Source organism: Acetobacterium sp. (assembly GCF_030652775.1).
GTDB lineage: Bacteria > Bacillota > Clostridia > Eubacteriales > Eubacteriaceae > Acetobacterium.
This window is the reverse complement of the sequence record NZ_JAUSPS010000012.1, coordinates 19,361-40,711: the sequence shown is the minus strand read 5'-3', so window position 1 is coordinate 40,711 and position 21,351 is coordinate 19,361. Positions and strand designations below refer to the sequence as shown.

Below are 21,351 nucleotides of genomic sequence, written 5' to 3'. Positions count from 1 at the left end.
ACCGACAATTGTTACATCATGTTGTACGCATCGGAGCGGACACGGCAGAGCCTGTCCGATTCCGCAGCGAACAACAGATTAACAATTGGTCGGTACGGGAGTTGGGCGATAATCTAACAGCTACCTAAATCTTATTCCATTTCAACGATCAGTTCGCCAGATTGGACGCTTTGTCCGTCTGATACGTAGATCCGTTTGACCTTGCCATCTTCGCTGGCGACCATTTCGGTTTCCATTTTCATGGCTTCAACAATAACCAGAGCCTGGTTTTGTTTAACTTCTTCGCCTTCATTAACCAGAACTTTTAGAACCGTTCCGGGAATCCCTGATCCGATCTGTTTGGGATTTTTAGGATCGGCCTTTAACATCGTGACCTTCTGCTTGGCAGAGAGGCTACGTTTATCTTCGACATAGATTTCGCGACGGAAACCATCAACTTCGAACATCAGTGGACACATCCCCTCATCGTTTGGCAATCCGATGCTGACCAGCTTGATGATAAAGCGTTTTCCCTTGGAGACTTCCACATCGATGACTTCGCCAACCTTGAGACCATAGAAGAAGGCATGGCTTTCCATCCGCATGAAATCACCGCATTCCTGGATAAATTCAACATACTCCTTCATAACCTTGGGATACAGAGCCACGCTTAATACTTCTCGGTCATCCAACTCACAACCAAATTCTTCCTGGAAGTCTTTTTTGATTTTATCAAAATCTTCGTCAGGTAGCAGGATCCCGGGACGAACGGTGATCGGTTCGATTCCTTTTAAGACAATTTTCTGCAGTTCAGGATCAAATCCCCCCTCTGGTTGTCCGATCATCCCCTTGTAAAAATCCACCACCGAATCCGGATAGGATAATTCTTTTCCCTTAGTTTTGATGTTACCCACGGTTAAATCATTCTGAACCATGAAGATGGCCAGATCCCCGACGGTTTTTGATGATGGGGTTACCTTGACAATATCACCCAACATCAGGTTGGCTTCCATGTATTTTTCTTTGACTTCTCTAAACTTATGACCTAAACCAAAACTTTCCACCTGAGCTCGGAGGTTGGAATATTGTCCGCCTGGTATTTCCAGCTTATAAATTTCAGTCGAACCGGATTTCATTTCAGATTCAAACTTGCTATAAACCTGACGGGTGGTGCCCCAGTAATCAGATAATATTTGCAGTTCATCTTCATTTAAACCGGTGTCTCTAGGGGTGTTCTTCAGCGCCGCCACAATTGAATTGAGGGCTGGCTGCGAGGTTAAGCCACTAACACCATTCAGTGCGGCATCAGCGATATCAGCTCCGGCCATTTGTCCAAAGAGCACCGTAGCCACCCCATTGCCGGTGGTATCATGGGTATGGAGATGGATTGGCAGGCTGACTTCCTGTTTTAAGGCTTCAACCAACTTATAGGCCGCTCCTGGTTTTAATAAACCGGACATATCTTTAATGGCCAGGATATGAGCCCCGGTTTTTTCGATTTCTCGGGCCATTCTCAGGTAGTAATCCAGATTATACTTGGTTCGCGATGTGTCTAAAATATCGCCGGTGTAACAGATACTGACTTCAGCAATCTTATCAGTTTTTAAGACCTCATCAATGGAAATCTTCATCCCATCCATCCAGTTGAGGGAATCAAAAATACGAAAAATGTCAATTCCACTTTTGGCGGCTTCCTGAACAAAGGCGCGGATCACGTTATCTGGGTAATTTTTATACCCCACGGCATTGGCACCCCGCAAAAGCATCTGGAACAGAATATTAGGCACCCGTTTGCGCAGCTCATCCAGCCGTCGCCAGGGCGATTCTTTTAAGAAACGGTAGGCCACATCAAAGGTTGCTCCCCCCCACATTTCCAGGGCAAAGAGATCTGGTGCCAGGGCGGCGGTTTCGCGGGCGATCTTAATCATATCCCGGCTTCTAACCCGGGTAGCAGCGATGGATTGATGCGCATCCCGGAAGGTGGTGTCAACCAGCAACAGTTTCTCCTGATCCTTGATCCATTTTACCAGACCATCCGGTCCCCGTTCGTCTAATATCTGTTTGCTGCCGCGGAATTCAGTATCTACTGGAATCGTTGGGATATAGGGTTCATCAAAATCAGGCTTGTTGCCGAAGGTTTCATTGACGATAATGTTTCCAAAATATTTGAGCACATTAGAAGCTTCACTTTTCTGATCTTCGATTTCAAACAACTCCGGATGATCGTCGATAAATTTTGTATCGCATTTTCCACCAATAAAGGTGGGATGCTGAAGCACATTGATGAGGAAATCCTTATTGGTCTGAACCCCTTCAATTTTCATTTCTTTAAGTCCCCGCACGGCTTTACGGCGGGCATCTTCAAAGTTTCTGGAAAAAGCGGTGCTTTTTACCAGTAGGCTGTCATAATAGGGGGTAATTTCGGCACCCGTAAAACCATTGCCGCCATCAAGACGGATCCCGAAGCCACTACCGGTTCGATAAACATCCAAACGTCCGGTATCCGGCATAAAATGGTTTTTGGGATCTTCGGTGGTGATTCGACATTGAATTGCCGCACCCCGGGTTTCAACCGACTCCTGACTGGGAATCCCAATTTCTTCTGAGTCTAATCGTAAGCCCTGGGCAATTAAAATCTGGGACTGTACCAGATCGATGCCAGTGACCAGTTCGGTGACGGTGTGTTCCACCTGAATTCGGGGGTTCATTTCAATAAAATAGTGATCACCCTTTTTATCAACTAAAAATTCGATCGTACCGGCATTACGGTAATTCACTTCTTTGGCCAGTTTGAGGGCATCCTTACAGATGGCCTGACGCTGTTCGTCATTAATGCTTAATGATGGCGTAAATTCGACAATTTTCTGGTGCCGTCGCTGGATCGAGCAATCCCGCTCAAAAAGATGAACGACATTGCCATGGTTGTCGCCCAGAATCTGCACTTCGATATGTTTAGGTTCTTCCAGATATTTTTCGACAAAGATGGTGCCATCACCGAAAGCTTTGGTTGCTTCACTGGTTGCTGAATGAAACTCTTTTAAGAGGTCTCTTTCTTCACGGACAATTCGCATGCCCCGGCCGCCACCGCCGGCGGCTGCTTTTAAAATAATCGGGTAACCGGCTTTTAGGGCAAACTCGATGGCTTCGGAATCCGAGGTGATCGGTTTTTCAACCCCGGGAATGGTGGGCACGTTGACACTTTTGGCGACAATTTTCGATTGAATTTTGTCCCCCATTTTTTCCATCATTTCGTGAGTTGGACCGATAAAGACAATGCCTTCCTCTTCACAGCGTTTTGCAAATAGCGGGTTTTCGGAAAGAAAACCATAACCGGGATGAATGGCGTCGACCTCTTTTTTCTTGGCGAGGGTAATAATTTTGTCCATATCCAGATAGGCTTCCACCGGACCATTGGTACCGGTAATCAGATAGGATTCATCTGCCTTGGTTCTAAAAAGGGATAGCTTATCTTCTTGGGCATAGATTGCCACGGTATGAATGCCCAGCTCCTGACAGGCCCGGATTATCCGGATGGCAATTTCGCCGCGATTTGCGATTAGTACTTTATTAAACTTCTTCATCTTTCCTTCTACTTTCTTATACGCATTTTTATGCATAAATAATTCTCATCTGCAAAAAATTAATTGTAGCTATTATATAAAATTGCATCGAAATATTAAAGCTATTTTTTCATGAATAACAAATTATTTTTTGCTGCTGCGGATTCGTATTTAATTCAGCCTGATTTTGCCCGATTTCGCATCAAAAATGGATTTTTCGTCACTTCTGCTTAATGTTTTCTTTATTTAACATTTCTGATTTAATCCGGCTGCGATATTTTATCACCACTGCCTTGTCGGTCTTTTTTGCGACCCGAACAATTTTCTTAGCGGTGCGTTTATGAGGGGCAGACTTGAATGATGTTTCATCTATTTCTTTTGCTTTGGCTTTTTCGATTATTTCATTTTCCAGACGTTGAAATCCATAGCGTCTTTCGGTCTCATCTTCCATTTTCTGATTGTCCGAATAGAGGGTGCGCGAGAGCCGTCTAACGATAAAAAAACCGGGAATCACAATAACTAGCACAATAACAAGCATTCCGATATCCATATTTATTTGCCTCTTTCGCCCATTTCCTTTTTTTGGATCCAGTCTTTCTGATAATCCTTGCTGGAAACCAGAATTTCCTGCAGAAACCGTTCATATTCTTTGGCATAGTTCTTGTTTTGCAGCTGGATCAGGTTCTTTTCCAACATTTTTTCTTCCCGGCTTTGATCGAATATATTTCCGTGATTACTGAATTTATATTCAGCTACTGCCTGGATACAATCCATTCGCTGTTCGAAAAGAACCCGCATCTGAGCATCAATCTCATCTATTTTGTTTCTGATTTCATCTAATGATTTCAATCGCAACCTCCTTAAAGTAAAAAATCTGCCATACAGATGGCGGTCGCAGCTTCGACCACGGGAAAGGCTCTAACGACGATACAGGGGTCATGACGGCCCTGAATCTTAAGGTTAGCATCTTTCCTTTCGGCCAGATTAATGGTCTGCTGTTCTTTGCCAATCGAAGGCGTCGGTTTAAAGGCCACCTGAAAAACGATGGGCATCCCGTTGGAAATGCCGCCATTAATACCGCCATTATAATTGCTGACTGTTTCGATCTGCCCGTCATGCATCCGTAAGGCATCATTGGTTTGGGAGCCCCGCAGGCTGACCACTTCAAAACCAGCCCCAAAGGTCACCCCTTTTACCGCAGGTATCGAAAATAATAAGGCCGATAACCGGCTTTCGATCGATTCGAAAAAGGGATTACCAATCCCCGGTTCCAGACCGGTGATAAATCCCTCGACCAAACCGCCGACAGAATCTTCTTCTGCCACCGCAGCAATGATCGCCTGTTTCATGGAGTCTTCAAGATTGGCATGATAAAGCGGAAAGGCAGGGTTTTCAAAGCTTTTGTTCAAGGTTTCATAGACCTTCCAGTCACTAATCGTCTCATCCTTTACATCGCCAATGGAGACAATGCGGCTACCGATTCCCAGCTCTGGTCTAATCGCTGTTAAGATCTCTTTGGCAATGGCGCCAGCAAAAACCAGCGGTGCCGTCAGCCGACCAGAAAAGTGGCCGCCGCCCCGATAGTCCTGAAAGCCGCCGTAGCGGGCGTTGGCCGCATAGTCGGCATGACCTGGTCGCATCAGGTCTTTAGTTTTAGCATAATCACCGGAACGGGTATTTTCATTTCGAATCAACCCCGCTAATGGGGCACCAGTGGTTTTACCATTGAAAATGCCGCTGAGGACTTCGATTTGATCCCCTTCTTTGCGGGGCGTTGCCAGGGGATTTCCCCGGGCGGCTCGGCGGTTCAGCTCACTCTGAACCCGCTCCAAATCGATGTCAATTCCAGATGGGAGTCCATCAATAACAGCGCCAATGCCATTGCCATGGGATTCACCAAAAATCGAAACTTTAAATTTATTTCCCCATGTCGAGCCCAATCCACTCACCTCCCAGTGCTGTGAAATCTTCCCAAAAGTGCGGATAGGATTTATTGACGGCTTCGGCTCCGTCCATAATAATCTTTCCCGAGGCCCGAATGGTCGCAATCGCTAAAGCCATCGCAATCCGATGATCATTATGACTTTGGACATGACCTCCAGTGAAGCCTTCCACCCCATGAATCACCAATCCATCTGCTGTTTCGGCAATATTGCCGCCCAGTTTGTTGAGTTCTAAAGCAATAGCCATTAACCGATCCGATTCTTTAAAACGCAGCCGTTCGCCATTGATAATGGTGGTGGTGCCCTTGCTCAGGCTGCCTAACACCGCCAGAATCGGAACCAGATCCGGGCACTGAGAGACGTCGATGACAATTCCGCAAGTGGCTGATTTTTTTACCACCAGGCCATCTGCTTCAACACAGATCGCTCCACCCATTTGTTTGATCAGATCAACCATCACCTTATCCCCCTGAAAAGAGGAAAGATCAAGATCTTTGCAGTCCATCCTTTCACCAATGGCACCTGCCGCCAGCCAGAACGCCCCCTGGGAAAAATCACCTTCGACCCGGTAATTACAAGGGCGATAGGCCTGATTTCCCTTAATCAGAAAACGCTGATCATTGTCATTGACAATCTCAATCCCAAAGTCTTTTAGCATGTCCAGGGTAATGTCAATATAGGGTTTTGACTCCAGCTTTGACGTCAGTTCAATGACCGAATCACCAGAAAGCAGGGGCAGGGCAAAAAGTAACCCGGTAATAAATTGGGAACTAACACCGCCGTCAATCCGATAGACGCCGGGAGTCAGAGTCCCTTCCACTGCCAGGGGTAAATCCTGTTCTTTATTTAAATGTTCATAACGAATTGCTTTTTCGGCAAATATTTCATAATAGGGCTTCATCGGACGGGTAACCAGACGACCTTTTCCGGTAATTACCGCCCGTTTCGGCTGGAGCAGCACGATTGGGATAATAAACCGGAGCGTCGATCCCGATTCATTGCACTCGATCGTCTCCGTCTTCAGTGCCAGCGGGTCGCAGCCCTTAATTGTAAGGGTAAAACGCCCGTTTTGTTCTTCCTGCTTTTCGATGCTGGCGCCCAATGCTGCCATCGCATCACAGGTGGCAATCATATCATGGGACATCAGCACATTTGAAATCACGCTCTCGCCCTTAGCCAGCGCCGCCGAAATAATTGCCCGGTGGCTGACACTTTTAGAAGGCGGTATTTCCAAACTACCCGTTAATAACTTAGGTGTAATCTCTATCGTTCTCATTTTCTTCCTCTTAATTTCTATTGACTAATAATCTACCTTAAGATAAACAAATAACCCAGTACCGACAATTGTTACATCTTGTTGTACGCATCGGGTCGAACATGGCGATAGCCTGTTCGATCCCGCAGCGAACAACAGACTAACAATTGATCGGTACGGTATTCAAGACTTCAGTTTTTTTTGCAGCTATTATCTAAACAGTTCAATGGCCTGGGGTTTCTGAATTTTGACAATCTGCGCCTTGCCGATTTTTTCCAAGGCACAGATGTAGAGGGAATCATTCTCAAACTTCTTGTCAGTGAACAATATTTCCTGAACCTTGTCTAACGGCATTTTCGGCAACTCCGTGGGCAATCCGTAATTCTCCAGTATTTCGATAACATTGGTGTAGGTGTCCTTCTGGCTTATCCCCTCCTCTACAGTTTTCTTGGTGATCTGAGCCATGCCAATGGCAACCGCTTCGCCGTGAGAATATTTTTTAAATTTAAAATAAGTCTCCACCACATGACCGATGGTGTGGCCAAAATTCAAAATCCGGCGCAAGCCCTGTTCATGCTCATCGGTCTGAACCACATCCCGCTTGATCTGACAGCATTTGGCGATGATATCTTCCATATCTTCCACCAGATCCTCGTAATAGGCATAACCCATCAGTTTTACAAACAGCGGGGCACTGCTGATGCAGCCGTATTTGATAACCTCGGCCATACCATCAACCATATAATGATCATCGAGGGTTTCCAGGAATAAGGGATCAATGATAACGGCCTTGGGCTGATGAAAAGCCCCGACCAGGTTTTTGCCATAATCCATATCAATCCCGACTTTTCCGCCGACGCTGCTGTCAACCTGAGCCAGTAATGATGTCGGCACCTGAATCAGGTCAATGCCGCGGAGATAGGTTGCCGCACAAAAGCCGCCCAAATCGCCAACCACACCACCACCCAGGGTCAGAATAGCGTCACTGCGAGTGATGTTGCACTTAATCAGTTCGTTATAAATTTCGGCAGTTTGTGACAGACACTTGCTCGCTTCGCCCGGAGGAATAACGATGCTATAAACCTTGGGGCCAGCCTGACGAACCTGCCGTTCCACCTCGCTTAGATACTCTTTGGCAACGTTTTTGTCGGTGATGATCACCACCTTATGATACTGGGAAAAGAGCACCTTCATTTGGGACAACCGCCCTTTAATACCTTTTTCGATGATAATGGGGTACTGGTGTGTATTCTCTGTTTTGCAAATTAATTCCTTCATTTTCTCGGCTCCTTTAAAATCTTAACGTCTATTATATCATAGTTTTTTCAATTTAAAACCATAAAGCACTTTCCCGACTTTTTAAATGCTTTCATACTAGTAACAGCTGTCTTTCAAACAAAGACAGATTTATTTATAAAAGAACCGCCTTTTAATAAGACGGTCTTTACTGCTTATCGGTCTTCTTTGAAATAATTCTTGCCCAACCAGGCCGGTTCTTTTTTATTGCTGCTCTTGCGCATCGAGGTAAAGATCAACACGAAAACGGTTGCCAGATAAGGTAGCGCCGTGAACAGGTAAATGGAAACCGGCAAGGTGTATTGCTGAAGCCAGAAACTGGCAATATCCAGGGCGCCAAAGAAGTAGGCACCCAGTAAGGCTTTGCCCGGATTCCACATCGCAAAGATAACCAATGCCACCGCAATCCAGCCCCGGCCACTGACCACATTAACCGGATAAATACTGATATATACCAGCGATAAAAAGGCGCCCCCCAGCCCACACAAGGCACCACACAGAGCGATGTTGAAATATTTATACTTGTCCACCGGAATTCCGCTGGCATCCGCTGCCACCGGATTTTCGCCGACCATGCGGGTATTTAATCCCCACTTGGTTTTATAGAGATAGATATAAATGGCAATCACCAGAAAATAAGAAAAATAAACATAAATGCTCTGGTTAAAAAAGATCTGACCGATGTATGGGATATCTCCTAAAACTGGCAACTTAATTGGCGCAAAAAATGTGGTGATCGCCTCCGGCACTTTCTTCCCGACAAAGTTCTTGCCAAAGAAGGCGGCGAAACCAACCCCAAAAATGCTGAGGGTTAGCCCGGTAACAACCTGATTGGCTTTTAAACTGATGGTCAGAAACCCATAAATTAGGGCGCCGGCGGCTCCGGCAATGGCGGCGCAGAGAACTGCCGCATAGGGATTACCAAAGGTAAAACCGGCGATAAAACCAACTACCGCACCCATCTGCATCATCCCTTCGACCCCCAGATTCAGGTGACCGACTTTCTCAGAAATAATTTCTCCCAGAGTCGCATAAAGCAAGCAGGTTCCGGCTTTAACAGCCGCCGCCAAGAAAAAAACAAATTCCATTTATGCAACCTCGCTTTTCGTTTTATCGGAAACAAATCGGTACTGCAGGACAAACTCACTGCCCAGGATAAAAAACAGGATAATCGCCTGGATCATTTCGGCTACCGAGCCGGGAATCTGGAAAGCGGTCTGAATATAAGAAGCCCCTTGTAATAGCACCGCAAAGGCAAAGGAATTGACCACCACAAACGGCACCTTAAGCCCCGAAAGCCAGGCTACGATAATGGCGGTGAAGCCCAACCCGCCGGTAATTTCAGTTGACAATGCCCCGCTGACACCGGTGGTCTGCATCATTCCTACGATTCCGCATAAGCCGCCGCTGACAAGTGCAGCAATAATAATCGTTTTGGTAACATTGATGCCAATGTATCGGGCAGTATTTTCACTTTCCCCCAACACGGCAATTTCAAAGCCGATTTTTGATCGATTTGTAAAATAATACATCGCCAGGATAATCACAACCGCCATCAGAATACTTAAATTAAAGCCGCTGACACTCGGAAGCAAGGCATTTTCGGGAAGATTGGCAATTTTCGGCATGCCATTGGCGGCCGGATCTTTCCAGAAATCATATTGCAGAGCCGTCACCAGCGTTAAGGCAATGTAGTTGAGCATCAGCGTAAACAGGGTTTCATTCGTCCCAAAACGGGCCTTGAAAAAGGCCGGGATCATCAGCCAGACGGCTCCAAATGCGAAAGAAGCCACGATCATCAGTACTAACATGATCGGCAAGGGCAAATCCGGCAATAGCCGCACCACCAGGGTGGTTCCCACTGCCCCCATCTGAAACTGCCCTTCGGCGCCAATATTCCAAAAACGCATTTTAAAGGCGACCATGACCCCCAAAGACAGTACCAGTAAGGGTACCATTTTTTCGATCGTGGCGGAAAATCGATACACCGAGCCAAAACAGCCCTGAAAAATCCCAATATACAATTCAATCGGGTTAGCCCCGGCCACCAGCACAATGATCGAAGCCACTGCCAACGCCGCCAATACGGCTGAAAGTCGAACAACTATTTTTTCCCGATTTTTGGGAACATCTTTTTTTACGATATGGAGCATGCTTCTTCTCCTTCACTTCTTACCCCGGACATCATTAATCCAATGGCTTCTTTGGTGGTTTTGCGGGGATCTACAATCCCGGTTACCCGTCCTTCACACAAAACCAGGATGCGATCGCAAAGACTCATCAGTACATCCAAGTCTTCACCCACATACATGATTGGCTTCATTCTCACTTTTTGTTCATTCAGCAATTCGTAGATAATCTGGGAAGATCCGACATCCAGACCTCTGGTGGCGTAAGCGGTCACCAGTAGTTTCGGTTCCAGTTCAATTTCCCGACCCAGCAACACCTTTTGAATATTACCGCCAGAAAGCAGACTGACAGCATGATTTTCAATCGCCGGTGTCGAGACATTGAGCCGTTCAACCAGCGCTTCCGCCTTATCCCTAGAAACCTCCCGGGAAATGCCCATGCCTTTTTTGTTACGGTAGTCTTTTAATAAGACATTATCAATAATATCCATAGAGGAAACCAGCCCCATTCCCAAACGATCCTCTGGAACAAAGCTCAGGCTAATCCCCATCTGACTGATTTTTTCAGGATTCTTGCCAACAATATTTTCTCCTTCAAAGATAATTTCTCCTGATTTGAGATGATAGAGTCCGGCGATTCCTTCGCACAGTTCTTTCTGGCCACTGCCAGCAATGCCAGCAACCCCGAGAATTTCCCCGGCATAAAGATCAAAGCTGACATGATCCAGAATATGAACCTTGTTCCGGTCGACGGCGGTGATGTCTTTTACTTCCAGGCATTTCCCACCTCGCTCCACCGGGACATAGGGAATATTAAGTTCCATCACATCGCCAACCATCATTCCGGCCAGTTCCTGGGGGGTGGTTTCTTCTTTGTTCACCGTCTGAATCGTGGTTCCTTTTCGCATAATGGTAATCCGGTCGCTGATTTCCATGACTTCTTCCAGTTTATGGGTAATAATAATAACCGAACAACCCGTCGCCACCATTTTTTTGACGATCTCAAAGAGATTCTTAATTTCCTGAGGAGTCAGTACCGCAGTGGGTTCGTCCAATATTAAAATATCAGCCCCACGATATAGAACCTTGAAAATTTCCAGACTCTGCTTCTCGGCAACTGACATTTCGTAGACCTTTTTATTGGGATTAATATCCATTCCCAATTGCGTAATCAATTTCCCCATCTCATCTAAAATCTTTTTCTTATTTAAAAAAGGGGTTGTTTTACGACTGCCGGCAGCAACATTTTCCATGGCTGAAAAAACATCAACCAGTTTGTAGTGCTGTGGCAACATCCCAATACCCAAATCCAGAGCAATCTTGGGGGAATTGATATTGACAAGCTGACCCTTCACTTCAATCTGTCCTTCATCTGGCATATAAATACCATTCAACACATTCATCAGTGAACTTTTGCCAGCTCCGTTCTCTCCCAATATGGCATGCACTTCTCCCTTTTTTAATGAAAATTCCACATGATCCAGGGCTTTGACCTTACCAAAAACCTTTGTGATGTTCTCCATTTTAACGACATAATCATTGTTCATGTTTTCACCTTTACTAAAAATAGCGGACAGAGCCGTACGACTCTGTCCGTTATACTATTTGTACTATTTTAAACTACCAACAACATTATCAACAAACCAGTCCATGCTTAACAGTGCTTCATCGGTCATCTTAGTTCCGGCTGATACTTTAACAGCACCAGTCTGATCTTTTAATTCGCCTGTGAAGATATTCAGCTGTCCAGATTTGATCGCTTCAGTGGCGGTATCAACTTGGCCTTGAGCAGTTCCTGGAGCCAGGGCTGTCAGAGCATCCAGTAAAACAATCCCATCATTCATACCACCCCAGTATTGCTGCGATTTCCAGGTTCCGTCAATCACTGATTGAACTGAATCGGTGTAGTAACCACTGAAATCCCAAAGCGGTGCGGTCATGTATACTTCTGGCATGGTTGTCGCTGCACTTAAATCATAACCAATCGATAATTTACCGGCTTCTCTAGCGGCTTCCATGGTTGCTGTTGAATCCTGATGCTGAGCTGTTACGTCACAGCCTTGTTGGATCAGCGCTTCGGCAGCTGCTTTTTCAACGGTTGGATCATACCAGGTGTTGGTCCAGGACACATTAACAGTTGCCGCTGGATTTACTGATTTTACTCCCAATGCAAAAGCGTTGATCCCACGGATAACCTCTGGAATCGGCATTGCTGCAACATAAGCTATTTTATTTGTTTTGGTTGTTAAACCAGCTACGATACCAGAAAGGTAACGGGGTTCTTCAATTTTTCCAAAGTAAGTTCCTAAATTGTCTGCTGTCATATAACCAGAACAGTGTTCAAATTTTACGTCTGGGAATTCTTTTGCCGCTTCGACCATTCCATCCATGAATCCATAACTGGTTCCGTAAATAATGGTACATCCCTGATCAACCATGTCTCTGATCGTCGAAACAACGGCGCTTTTTTCTTCAGGTACATTTTCTTTAACGATGGTTTCGACTTTACCACCCATGTTTTCAACCATTTTTGCCCGACCATTGTCATGCGCCTGTGACCAACCGCCATCATCTGCCGGTCCGACATAGATAAAACCAACCTTAGTGACCTCATCTTTTTTAGATGTCGATCCCGAACTGCATCCGGCTACGCTTACAACCACTAAAACCAGTGCCAGCATCAATACTCCCAATCTTTTTTTCATTCTCTTCCTCCTATTTCTAATCTGAGTTTTGACCGTTAAGATAAACAGTCCTACCCACACTAATATTTTAACTAAAAAACAGCTAAATTGCAATCTAAAAAAAGTTGAATAAATCGGCGGTTCGAACGATGTTTTTATTGCAATAAACCGGTAAATTCGGTATTATTATTATGTAACCGAGGTGAACCCGATTCTTCACCCTGTTAAATGTAGTTTGTATTGAAAGGAGTGTCATTTTGAAAAAAGAGAAGAAAAGCAAGAAACTGGAGATCAAAGAAGTTAAGGATTCGAAAAAAGAAACCAAAAAGAAAAGTGCTGCCGAAGAAAAAAAAGTAGGGTTGGTTCCCAAAAAAGAAAAATTAATCATTCCGAATCCTGTTCCGCCTGATTCAGTAGCTGATCATACTGCTCTCAAGAAACTGATGATCGATTCTGCCGTTCTTTATCAGAATATTCTTGTTTTACCCCAAACCTTTACAGTTAATGAAGTAAACTATTCCTTGTATCCTTCTGAACTGAAAGCCCTTGATATGATTGGACAATTTTCAGGCATCAATCTGACCCAATTAGCAAACAAATTGGGTATTTCGAAAAGTGCCATTTCAAAGTGTACCTCTAAACTGCTGGAAAAAGAACTGATCAAAAAAGAAAAGTCGCCAGTCAACGTCCGGGAAGTGGTCTTTACCCTAACTCCAGATGGTCAGACAATTTTTGATCAGCTGGCAACGGTTCATACCAACCTGTTCGAACCGTTTAACAAGGCATTGGACGAATTATCAACCTCACAGATCAACGACCTCCACCACATGTTTTTAAGCATTCAATCCAGTCTCACTGAGATTATTGATAAAGTCTGAATTAACACGAGCCACTTGTTGTCGCAACAAAAAAAGTAGTACCGACAATTGTTACATCATGTTGTTTGCATCGGGGCGAACACGGCGAAGCCTGTCCGATCCCGCAGCGAACAACAGATTAACAATTGGTCGGTACGGGAGTTGGGCAAAAACAAGTGGCTCTTTTTTTGATTAATGTGTTCCGTTTTATAATGCTTCCTGGGTTGCGATTTCTTCCTGATTGCCGAAGGTTTCCCGGGAATATATTTTTTTCTCATAGATTTTTGTCCCCGGACGTTCCAGGGCGCCCATCAGAAATTGATAGTAGGCTCCTGGGGTAACAATGTTACCAGTGGCTGGCTTTTCAAAGCCGGTGTTCTCAAAAAGTGAATCTGCGACCTTGACACAATTGGTATTAAGGGCAAAATAGGTCTTTAGCGGACCTTTTTTAAATTTGTAAAACCGGGCTCCGGTGCCCTTGTAGATAATATCTTCAACGCCGGTGTAATCACCTGGTTTTAGTAGTCCCTGCTCAACCAATTGGGTATCGCAGAACCATTCAACCATGTTTTCCTGAAAGCGACCGTAATTGTCTTTGATGATCGCCAGTTCATCGTCGGAAAAAGCGACCTTAAAAGAAATCAGCACCTTTCCATCATTGAGAACCGATTCTCTTAAATAGCGATCCTTATCACAGATAAAAAGCACGCCATCACTCATGGCTCCGCCTAAGCGGTAAGAGTGTGCGTCAAAATTCCCATAAGAAATGGCTTCATTGCCAAAAATCAGATCCACATGCCCGAATGCTTCCATAAATTTTTTAGACAAATGAACCAGAATTTCCACATTCATGGGATTTATTCCCGCTTTTTCTGGAATCAGAACTTCCTGGGATCGAATATAGGCATTAGCATCTTCCGAGGCAATTTTATTATCATATTTTTTTAATAAGGTCATTGGCACAAAAGCTCCCAGTAATGAGGGCAAGGCAATCCGCATTTTTCGCTGAAATTGCTTCGCCGTCTGGCTCATTTTTTCCTGCGTTTCCTGATCGTTAAAGGCGTCAAATACTAATGTCACCCCATACCAGATTAGGTAGATCCCGGCGACAATAGCGAAACTGGCAGTCTTAAAATAACTGTTGATAAATAGATAGATACCGAAAATAAAACTCAGTAAGCCACTTAAAAAGTAGACACCGTAATTAGGAACGCCATCCCGCCAATCGATCAGCGCCGAAATTAATTTGGCGACGCTGTTAATCAGTACATAGGCGGCAAAAATATAGGGAATCAGGTCGGCCACGGTAAACCTGAAATAAAACAGCAACACCGTAAATGTTAAATTAACTGCGGCGCCAAACATTCTCATTTTTTTGCTGTCACCCTGAGATTTGAAGAACACCGAAATAAGATTTATTACTGCAAAAATCACTAATGCCGCCATTAACAAAACAACAATCTGTTCCACCGAGGTTCTGGGGTGGGTGATCATATAAATACCAATCCCTCCGACGCCAACTCCCGAAAGTGTCCCCATGATTTTTTTCGTTCTTTGCTCGTTCATTTTACCACCCTTCTGATTGACTATTTTAGCATTCTATCCTTATTCAGGCCCTGCCTGCAAGACGTTTCTTTCCATACCCGATTTACGGTGCCAACCTTTTTTACTGTTGATCGACCGCTTCATTCTCCTTATTAGTCTGGTTATCTTCCTGCATTCCGTAGCTTTCCAGTTTCAGGCGCAGCTGTTTTTCGTCAGCCGTTCCTTTTTTGATTTCGTAACTGATGACGCGGATGATCGGTGAACATTGGTTTAGTTCATTGAGAAAAGCCATAAATGTTTCATCATTCCCGGAACAGACCACCGAAAATTCGCAGGTCGCTAAATATTTGCCATCGGGGCCGACGATTATTTTCTCTTCATTTTCCATAAAGGCCGCATCAATTTTCATTCCCAGCTGATCATCGATCTGAATATCGGCTGAATCAAACTCCAGTGAAGTTAGGCCGACCTTTGCCGCTTCCGCCATTTTTGCCACTGCCTCATATAAGCTGACAGTATCCAGACTTTCCGGCAGATTACGCTGGTTTTCATGCAGCTGCAGGCCAATTGTGTTAAGCTGCTTTAAATAGCTTTCCTCCGTCATTTCGTCCGGCAATTCCCGGTTATAGTTGACTTTTTCAGCCAGAATCAATTTATTTTCGCAGTAAGCTTCATATTTGGGAATCACCAATAAAGCCATCAGAATGATAATCAAAGCTCCTGATACAATTGCCTTTTCAATCCTTATTTTTTTGTTTTGCGGAGGCTGCTCTGGGGATCTGGCGACTTTTTCATCAAACGGCCCGATATTTTTTCTGTTCACCTCTTACACCTCAGTCACTCGAATATCAAATGTAAATTCCCACACTTCTTCCCTACTCACTGTTTTGTTATCAGCCGATGTTTCTTCGATTTTATTGGTATTAACCATATTAATCACCGGGAAAACATCCAGACTGGAGAGTTTTTCTTTAAATTCCATAATCGCATCTTTTTTTTGTGTTTCGCCCGAAATAATCAGTCGACCATCCTGGAAATTATAGTGCGAAAGTTTAATCCCAGCTGGCAATACCTTGTGTATTTCGACCATCGTTTGCAGCGGCAGCTCCCGGCCTTTGCTGATCGATTCTAAAAGAAGCTGGCGGTGTTCCAACACCGCTTTTTGATGGGAAAGATTGGTATAGATAACTTGATAGTCCGACTTCGTTTCAATGTTCGCTTCCATCTGTTTGATCTCCTTCTGACAGGACAGATCCCCTAAAAACAACAGCCCATAAATTACCAGCACGCCTACAAGCAGAACACTAAAAACCACCCATCCTTTTCTGCCAGACAAATTCCCTCGTTTCTTTGGTTCCGGAACAACTGGCAGTAAATTCATATCATGCTTCATACGACCCACCCATCTGACCGCTTTGAGCCCATTTGATCAAGCCACACACACAGGGCGTGATCAAACAAAGTTCCGCTTTCGACATTTGCCTGGAAAAAACCAGTTCCTCCTTCTCATCAAGAAGAGAATAGCCTGGTCGGATTTCTTTGGCCATCCATTTCGCCAGATACTCCAGCACCCCAGCATGCAGACTTTCTCCCCCCAGCAGGTAAATATTGCCAATTTTTTCGGTGATGTCACCCCTTAACGGTGACATAAAAATCTCCTTAGCTGTTTTTATAATCTGCTGTAGATATGTTTCTCCGTCCCAATCCTTTTCCAGCTCAAGCCGATGATTTTCAATCAGCGAACCCCCGTAATAATAAAAAAAGCGGGTGCCGCTTTTTCCCATCTCGATCATCAGCGTCGGTTGTTTCACCTCCTGATTCATGAGGCAGGTAAAGGTGTAAAACTGGGGAACGATAGATTGTAAATCACATCCGGACTTCTTGAAAATCCGGGAATACCAGACGAGCTGCGCTTTATCAACCGCAACTCCCAGCACATCCAGTTTCTTCTCGTCGATCCCCAGGCATTCAAACCATTGGGTTTGCGCCCGAGCGACAAAATCGATCCGCCAATGCTCCAGATTTTCTGAAGTAAGCAGCTGCATCTGCCAGTAAACCGCCTCTTCCACTTCTGGAAGGGTCATCATTGGAAAGGTAAATGCCGCCACCATCATCTCTTTATGATTAATTAATAACATCACTTCATCTTTGCGGCGATATCCTTTTAAAAGCGGCCGCAAAAAGCCCCTGATCTTTGGCTTCTTTTCAGAATTTACTTCCGGCCAAACTTGTTCCGGTGTTTCTACAATCCGAAAATCCTTGACCTCTACCATTCCAGACTCATCCATTACCCCAACGACTATTTTTGTTAATGCTTCGCCCAGATCGACAATCCAGAGCTTTTTTCGCTTTTTCAAAGGATTAAACGCCCCCTAACATCTTCCAGTTAAACCTGACAATCTGACCCGACGGTGCGGCAGCGTCAGGTATCAGTTCTATTTCACCGCTGAATTTTTTCTGATAAGCACGATATTCACTTTTCACTTCCATATATCGCAGCTTTTCCGATGTTTTAAAGATCTCAATCTCATAAAATCCGCCATTTTCATCAGCGACCTTAACGCCGGTGCCTGAATAATTGACGTCTTCCTCAAGCTCAGCTTGAAGAACAGCCATGGCGTTTTTTCCCGTCAAAATACATAACTGATAATCCTGATTCAAGACATTTGCCTGCAGTTCGGCCATTCCCCGGGTTAGCATGTAACCCGCAGCGGCTGCCAGAATCGCAATCGCAACCAGAACCAGGGGCAGCACAAAACCATTTTCATTTTGGTTCGATTTTCTCATACAAATTCCACCACTCTGCCATGGGAAATCGTTGTTTCCCGATAATAAACCGTTCCTTCAACGACCAGACTGTATTTTAGAATTATTTCCTGATTGGCACCCAGGGTCATCGAGAAATACTCAATGCCATCGCTAAACTGACTGCTCTGGCCTTTTCCAATCGGGTTCAAGCCGTCTTTATAGACCTTGTATCGTCTTAAATAGCCCACGCTGTAGCGATAATAGTTGTAGAACTCATCTGGATTTTCCAGATCCTGAAGATAGACCCGGTTATTTTTAAAATATATTTTTTCTGAACTTAAAACCTGTTTCTGAAAATACAACTCGATATAACGTTGCGAATAAAATAATTTCTGATTCGACTCAGCCTTTTTACTGATGGTATTGATATAGATCAAACCCGACAGCAGCAGCATCAGCACCAGCGAAATAACCATCAGCGCGGTCAGTACCTCAATTAGAGAAAAACCGTCTTTTTTTCTACCTCCCCGATCACTCATCCGGCCTCCAGAACACCTTAATATGGAACCGCTTATCGATATGATTCCCGCCCCGATGTAAAATCTCAAGCGTATATAAACTGGTTTGACGACCCGGTCTGACTCCCGCCAGCTGATAGTTCGGGTATTTACTGGCTAAAACCTGATCCACTCTTTCCGAAAGACTCTGAGCTGATTCTTCCTGTAAACTGAGATTAATCGTATCGGCAATGCAGTTAATCTCAAGCGACTGTTCAAAAATAGTTTTGGATACCATCTCCGTTTTTATCGCCATTCCAACCAGCCCCAGAATCATCGCCAGACCAGCTCCACAGACAGCAATAGCGATAATCGCTTCGATAATGGTGTACCCTCCTGGTGATTTTATGATCCGCCTGAACCCAGTTCTTCCGCTATGGTTCATCTAAATAAATCCTTCCATTTCCCACCTGAACAATGAGTTTTCTGACCACCCCATTGTTACTGATCAGCTTGACTGTTCCTGCCTGGGCCACGGTTCCATGTTCATGCAGAATTAAATCGATTGCGCCAGTATAACTCCCGTCAAAGGTCAAGGTTTCCACTGGGATATAGTCACGATGAACCACCCCGTCGATTGTCCAGATAACCTGCATCCCATGATCGTAGAAGTGAACCCTCCTTTTCCAGCCATCCATAATTGCTTCATTTTGATACTGGAGCAAAGCATATAATATTTTCTCACATTCGACTTCATAAGCCGTTTCACTAAAGGCATCTCGACCGACAAATCCGGTGCTGAACAACATCACTGTGAGTAGCGATAAAACCGAAAGCGATATCAGTAACTCCAACAAGGTATAACCGGCTATCGCTTTTAAACACTTATTATCCATCATCATAATTTTTTTGGTAGTTGTATTCGTTTTCATCAGGGCTGTTCATCCCTATGGACCGGCTGTTAAACTGATCTGTTTTGTCCCGGCATTATAGGTGAATATTTTCCCCTTGGTAACCGCCTTCACCTCGGTATTTTTAAGATAACCCTTATCATTCAACTCCTCAACAAGTTCGTTAAACGTCTTTACTTCAGCAGGAATGTCTCCAACTTCGGCCTTGTACAACTCTACAGCACTTTCAACGATGCGGATATTCGCCTGATCAGTATTTTTTTGAGAATTTTCGAGAACACCGGTAAACCGTGGAATCGCCAACGCCGCCAGGGCGCCTAAAACCGCAATCACTACAATTATTTCCATCAGAGTAAAACCCCTAACATTATGTCGCTTGCTGATCTTTCGCCTGTCGATCGATTTGCTTTTATTTCCCACTTTCAATCTCCTATCTCTTTTTCCTTGATATTACCACTCTTGGAAAATAAAAAAAAGAGTAAATATTCAGTTTATTTACTCTCAGCTTTATGCAGAATCCCTACCAATCGATCATAACTCCCAGGCTTCTTTTAAAATCCCGATGCCACTGTAAATCTGTTCATCGGTCAGCGAACCATACCCCAGCAAAACCATGCTTTTATAATTCTCTGGCACGCCATGAATAAAATAGGGCGAGACCGGATAAACCCGAACGTCCCGTGCCAGAGCCCGGCGATACATATCTTCCTCGGTCAGGCCGTTGTCAAGCTGCACCAGCAGATGATGGCCAGCATTTTCACCAGTAATTTTGACCCGCTTTCCCCATTTTTTTAGGGCATTCATTAAGAGAATTCGTTTTCCTTTATAAACTTTTCGCATTTTATTAACATGTTTTTCGAAAATCCCGCTGGAAATAAAAGCACCAATCATTTTCTGCTCCAGACTGGAAACCGGTGAACTGATAGCATCCGCTATTTCCCGATAGGCCTTTAGCAATTCGACCGGCAAAACCATATAACTGATCCGGAAGGATGGGGCAATCGATTTTGAAAAGGTGCCAATGTAAATCACTTTGCCGTTATTATCAATACTCTGGAGCGACGGCAAGGGCTTTTCATTATACCGGAATTCGCTGTCATAGTCATCCTCAATAATATAAGTCTCCGCTTCCTGATTGGCAAAATTCAGTAATCGAATCCGCCGGTCAATGGGCATACTCATTCCCAGCGGGAACTGATGGGATGGGGTCACATAAACTGCCACATCCGAATAGGCTTGCATCGGTTCGATTTGAATCCCCTTTTCATCAATGTCGATGGAAATAACCGGATTCCCCATTTTTTCAAAAATATTATAAGCTTTAAGATAAACCGGGTTCTCCAGCACCACCGATTTATTCCGACCCCAAAGCAGACCTAAAATTTGCAGCAAATGATCTGTTCCTGATCCGATAATGATCTGCTCTTCAGTGCAGCGTACTCCCCGGGATCGATAGAGTAACTCTACCAAGGCTTTTCGTAGTTCCAGTTCGCCCTGAATATCTGGTTTATTTAATAAATTACTGTCGTATTCGTTAAAGGTTGATTTGAATATTTTGCGAAAGGCTTCATAGGGAAAAATACGCTGGTCGATGGCATTGGGTGAAAAATCGATTTTGATCGTTTCCGCTGTTGCTGTTCTAATGCTTTCTTCCTGAATCTGATCCTTTTGTTTTAATAAATAGGTATCGATCTGACAAACAAAATAACCTCTTTTGGGAATGGCCTCAAGGTATCCTTCGGCCACTAATTGACCATAGGCCGCATCCACCGTATTCACGCTCACTGCCAAATGACTGGCCAGACTCCGCTTTGAAGGAAGTTTCTCGCCATATTTCAAACTGCCCTCGGTAATACTCTGCTTGATAAATTCATAGATCTCTACATAAAGAAAGGCACCCTTATTCGTAAATGGTATCGTAATCATCATCTCTCCTTGTCTGAACCC

Annotated in this window: 21 protein-coding genes; 1 reads left to right on the top strand and 20 read right to left on the bottom strand. The window is 44.5% G+C overall.

What is annotated here, in order from left to right:
• Positions 1-131: 131 nt before the first annotated feature.
• From Q7J41_RS02430 to Q7J41_RS02385, 10 genes are all read right to left on the bottom strand, one after another.
• Positions 132-3,560 carry a pyruvate carboxylase gene (locus tag Q7J41_RS02430; protein WP_304884890.1) on the bottom strand — a complete coding sequence of 1,143 codons (3,429 nt, stop codon included), beginning with the start codon at positions 3,558-3,560 and terminating at the stop codon, positions 132-134.
• 199 nt (positions 3,561-3,759) lie between these two features.
• The gene (locus Q7J41_RS02425; RefSeq protein ID WP_304884888.1) at positions 3,760-4,089 is read right to left on the bottom strand and encodes a hypothetical protein; all 330 of its coding nucleotides are present in this window, start codon (positions 4,087-4,089) and stop codon (positions 3,760-3,762) included.
• 2 nt (positions 4,090-4,091) lie between these two features.
• Positions 4,092-4,388 carry a chorismate mutase gene (locus Q7J41_RS02420; protein ID WP_304884886.1) on the bottom strand — a complete coding sequence of 99 codons (297 nt, stop codon included), beginning with the start codon at positions 4,386-4,388 and terminating at the stop codon, positions 4,092-4,094.
• 11 nt (positions 4,389-4,399) lie between these two features.
• A complete protein-coding gene (gene aroC, locus Q7J41_RS02415) occupies positions 4,400-5,479 on the bottom strand; it encodes a chorismate synthase (RefSeq protein WP_304884883.1) in 1,080 nt (359 codons plus the stop codon).
• Positions 5,457-6,758, bottom strand: coding sequence for a 3-phosphoshikimate 1-carboxyvinyltransferase (aroA, locus tag Q7J41_RS02410; protein ID WP_304884881.1), 1,302 nt, complete (start codon positions 6,756-6,758; stop codon positions 5,457-5,459). The genes aroC and aroA overlap by 23 nt, the downstream gene beginning before the upstream one ends.
• A gap of 189 nt (positions 6,759-6,947) precedes the next feature.
• Positions 6,948-8,015 carry a 3-dehydroquinate synthase gene (aroB, locus tag Q7J41_RS02405; protein WP_304884879.1) on the bottom strand — a complete coding sequence of 356 codons (1,068 nt, stop codon included), beginning with the start codon at positions 8,013-8,015 and terminating at the stop codon, positions 6,948-6,950.
• A 173-nt stretch (positions 8,016-8,188) separates the two neighbouring features.
• Positions 8,189-9,121 (bottom strand): ABC transporter permease, encoded by a 933-nt coding sequence (locus Q7J41_RS02400; RefSeq protein ID WP_304884877.1) that lies wholly within the window; start codon positions 9,119-9,121, stop codon positions 8,189-8,191.
• A complete protein-coding gene (locus Q7J41_RS02395) occupies positions 9,122-10,186 on the bottom strand; it encodes an ABC transporter permease (protein ID WP_304884876.1) in 1,065 nt (354 codons plus the stop codon).
• Positions 10,171-11,709, bottom strand: coding sequence for an ABC transporter ATP-binding protein (locus Q7J41_RS02390; protein ID WP_304884874.1), 1,539 nt, complete (start codon positions 11,707-11,709; stop codon positions 10,171-10,173). Before Q7J41_RS02390 ends, Q7J41_RS02395 begins: the two co-directional genes overlap by 16 nt.
• Positions 11,710-11,772: 63 nt before the next feature.
• Positions 11,773-12,867 (bottom strand): BMP family ABC transporter substrate-binding protein, encoded by a 1,095-nt coding sequence (locus tag Q7J41_RS02385; protein ID WP_304884872.1) that lies wholly within the window; start codon positions 12,865-12,867, stop codon positions 11,773-11,775.
• 236 nt (positions 12,868-13,103) lie between these two features.
• Here Q7J41_RS02385 and Q7J41_RS02380 point away from each other — a divergent pair, with 236 nt between their 5' ends.
• Entirely contained in the window at positions 13,104-13,724 is a 621-nt protein-coding gene (locus Q7J41_RS02380; RefSeq protein ID WP_304884870.1) for a MarR family transcriptional regulator, read from the top strand.
• A 186-nt stretch (positions 13,725-13,910) separates the two neighbouring features.
• Here Q7J41_RS02380 and Q7J41_RS02375 read toward each other — a convergent pair whose 3' ends face one another.
• The 10 genes from Q7J41_RS02375 to Q7J41_RS02330 all read right to left on the bottom strand — a co-directional run bounded on the left by Q7J41_RS02375 (position 13,911) and on the right by Q7J41_RS02330 (position 21,333).
• Positions 13,911-15,269, bottom strand: coding sequence for an HdeD family acid-resistance protein (locus Q7J41_RS02375; RefSeq protein ID WP_304884867.1), 1,359 nt, complete (start codon positions 15,267-15,269; stop codon positions 13,911-13,913).
• Between the two features lie 100 nt (positions 15,270-15,369).
• A complete protein-coding gene (locus Q7J41_RS02370; RefSeq protein WP_304884865.1) occupies positions 15,370-16,071 on the bottom strand; it encodes a hypothetical protein in 702 nt (233 codons plus the stop codon).
• A gap of 3 nt (positions 16,072-16,074) precedes the next feature.
• Positions 16,075-16,641 (bottom strand): PilN domain-containing protein, encoded by a 567-nt coding sequence (locus Q7J41_RS02365; RefSeq protein ID WP_304884862.1) that lies wholly within the window; start codon positions 16,639-16,641, stop codon positions 16,075-16,077.
• Complete coding sequence (locus tag Q7J41_RS02360; protein WP_304884860.1) at positions 16,631-17,605, bottom strand: hypothetical protein; 975 nt, start codon at positions 17,603-17,605, stop codon at positions 16,631-16,633. Before Q7J41_RS02360 ends, Q7J41_RS02365 begins: the two co-directional genes overlap by 11 nt.
• 4 nt (positions 17,606-17,609) lie before the next feature.
• Complete coding sequence (locus Q7J41_RS02355) at positions 17,610-18,035, bottom strand: hypothetical protein (protein ID WP_304884857.1); 426 nt, start codon at positions 18,033-18,035, stop codon at positions 17,610-17,612.
• Positions 18,032-18,535, bottom strand: coding sequence for a prepilin-type N-terminal cleavage/methylation domain-containing protein (locus Q7J41_RS02350; protein WP_304884855.1), 504 nt, complete (start codon positions 18,533-18,535; stop codon positions 18,032-18,034). The genes Q7J41_RS02355 and Q7J41_RS02350 overlap by 4 nt, the downstream gene beginning before the upstream one ends.
• Positions 18,528-18,938 (bottom strand): hypothetical protein, encoded by a 411-nt coding sequence (locus Q7J41_RS02345; protein ID WP_304884853.1) that lies wholly within the window; start codon positions 18,936-18,938, stop codon positions 18,528-18,530. Before Q7J41_RS02345 ends, Q7J41_RS02350 begins: the two co-directional genes overlap by 8 nt.
• Positions 18,928-19,425 carry a prepilin-type N-terminal cleavage/methylation domain-containing protein gene (locus Q7J41_RS02340; protein ID WP_304884851.1) on the bottom strand — a complete coding sequence of 166 codons (498 nt, stop codon included), beginning with the start codon at positions 19,423-19,425 and terminating at the stop codon, positions 18,928-18,930. The genes Q7J41_RS02345 and Q7J41_RS02340 overlap by 11 nt, the downstream gene beginning before the upstream one ends.
• 15 nt (positions 19,426-19,440) lie before the next feature.
• Complete coding sequence (locus tag Q7J41_RS02335; protein ID WP_304884849.1) at positions 19,441-19,824, bottom strand: competence type IV pilus major pilin ComGC; 384 nt, start codon at positions 19,822-19,824, stop codon at positions 19,441-19,443.
• A 111-nt stretch (positions 19,825-19,935) separates the two neighbouring features.
• Positions 19,936-21,333, bottom strand: a complete 1,398-nt coding sequence (locus Q7J41_RS02330; protein WP_304884847.1) for a PLP-dependent aminotransferase family protein — start codon at positions 21,331-21,333, stop codon at positions 19,936-19,938.
• Between the last annotated feature and the right edge of the window lie 18 nt (positions 21,334-21,351).

Excerpts from the sequence above, each read along its gene's own strand:
- Q7J41_RS02430 (WP_304884890.1), bottom strand. The coding sequence starts at position 3,560 with ATGAAGAAGTTTAATAAAGTACTAATCGCAAATCGCGGCGAAATTGCC.
- Q7J41_RS02425 (WP_304884888.1), bottom strand. The coding sequence starts at position 4,089 with ATGGATATCGGAATGCTTGTTATTGTGCTAGTTATTGTGATTCCCGGT.
- aroA (WP_304884881.1), bottom strand. The coding sequence starts at position 6,758 with ATGAGAACGATAGAGATTACACCTAAGTTATTAACGGGTAGTTTGGAA.
- aroB (WP_304884879.1), bottom strand. The coding sequence starts at position 8,015 with ATGAAGGAATTAATTTGCAAAACAGAGAATACACACCAGTACCCCATT.
- Q7J41_RS02400 (WP_304884877.1), bottom strand. The coding sequence starts at position 9,121 with ATGGAATTTGTTTTTTTCTTGGCGGCGGCTGTTAAAGCCGGAACCTGC.
- Q7J41_RS02395 (WP_304884876.1), bottom strand. The coding sequence starts at position 10,186 with ATGCTCCATATCGTAAAAAAAGATGTTCCCAAAAATCGGGAAAAAATA.
- Q7J41_RS02390 (WP_304884874.1), bottom strand. The coding sequence starts at position 11,709 with ATGAACAATGATTATGTCGTTAAAATGGAGAACATCACAAAGGTTTTT.
- Q7J41_RS02385 (WP_304884872.1), bottom strand. The coding sequence starts at position 12,867 with ATGAAAAAAAGATTGGGAGTATTGATGCTGGCACTGGTTTTAGTGGTT.
- Q7J41_RS02375 (WP_304884867.1), bottom strand. The coding sequence starts at position 15,269 with ATGAACGAGCAAAGAACGAAAAAAATCATGGGGACACTTTCGGGAGTT.
- Q7J41_RS02365 (WP_304884862.1), bottom strand. The coding sequence starts at position 16,641 with ATGAAGCATGATATGAATTTACTGCCAGTTGTTCCGGAACCAAAGAAA.
- Q7J41_RS02355 (WP_304884857.1), bottom strand. The coding sequence starts at position 18,035 with ATGAGAAAATCGAACCAAAATGAAAATGGTTTTGTGCTGCCCCTGGTT.
- Q7J41_RS02350 (WP_304884855.1), bottom strand. The coding sequence starts at position 18,535 with ATGAGTGATCGGGGAGGTAGAAAAAAAGACGGTTTTTCTCTAATTGAG.
- Q7J41_RS02345 (WP_304884853.1), bottom strand. The coding sequence starts at position 18,938 with ATGAACCATAGCGGAAGAACTGGGTTCAGGCGGATCATAAAATCACCA.
- Q7J41_RS02340 (WP_304884851.1), bottom strand. The coding sequence starts at position 19,425 with ATGAAAACGAATACAACTACCAAAAAAATTATGATGATGGATAATAAG.
- Q7J41_RS02330 (WP_304884847.1), bottom strand. The coding sequence starts at position 21,333 with ATGATGATTACGATACCATTTACGAATAAGGGTGCCTTTCTTTATGTA.